This is a genomic window from Halorhodospira abdelmalekii, from assembly GCF_016583625.1.
Lineage (GTDB): Bacteria > Pseudomonadota > Gammaproteobacteria > Nitrococcales > Halorhodospiraceae > Halorhodospira > Halorhodospira abdelmalekii.
This window is the reverse complement of record NZ_NRRN01000139.1, coordinates 1-688: the sequence shown is the minus strand read 5'-3', so window position 1 is coordinate 688 and position 688 is coordinate 1. Positions and strand designations below refer to the sequence as shown.

The window sequence follows — 688 nt, the reverse complement described above, 5'->3', positions numbered from 1 at the left end:
TGGCGGTTCAAAACAGCACCCCCTCTTGCTGTGATCTCGGCTGCTCTGCAACCTCCGAGGCGTTCAAACTGCCCGATGGCCGATTCTTTCTCTCGCGTTCGTATGTCGCCCGCGATGAACAAGGCACGTACCGATACTCGGTCCATATCCTCGAAGATATCACCGAAAAGCACGATCTCGAACAAGCCCATCACGCCGCCGAAGCAAAGTTCCAGGCAATCACCACGGCAGCGCGCGATGCCATCGTGCTGATCGATGCCGGGGATCGGCTGGTCTACTGCAACCCGGCCTTTGAGCAGTTGCTCGGCTACCGCGCCGATGAGATCGGAGACGATCCCTTCCACGATCGCTTCGTCCCCGAGCGCCACCGAGCGGCGATGCAAGCCGGCATGCGCCACTTCAGGGAGTCCGGTGGCAAGATTCGCGTGGGGCCGCAGACCGAGGTCGAAGCACTTCACCGCGACGGGCACGAGGTTCCGCTGGAGCTGACCTTGGCGCCGGTGAAGATTGCCGGCCACTGACACGCTGCGGGGATTCTGCGCGATATCAGTGAGCGCCGGACTGTGGAAGAGGCGCGCCAGCGCACACTCGACGATCAAAGGATGTTCCTCGCCGCGGTCAGCCACGACCTGCGCACACCGCTCAATGCCATCTGCGGTTTCCACGATCAGTTGGCGCACTCCGACCT

Annotated in this window: 2 protein-coding genes; both read left to right on the top strand. The window is 62.2% G+C overall.

Annotated elements, in window-relative coordinates:
* Positions 1-521: PAS domain-containing protein (locus CKO15_RS14810; protein WP_200197410.1), on the top strand; the 521-nt coding region annotated here is incomplete at its 5' end.
* Positions 522-602: 81 nt separating this feature from the next.
* A partial coding sequence (locus tag CKO15_RS14805) for a histidine kinase dimerization/phospho-acceptor domain-containing protein (protein WP_420842155.1) occupies positions 603-688 on the top strand: 86 nt, incomplete at its 3' end.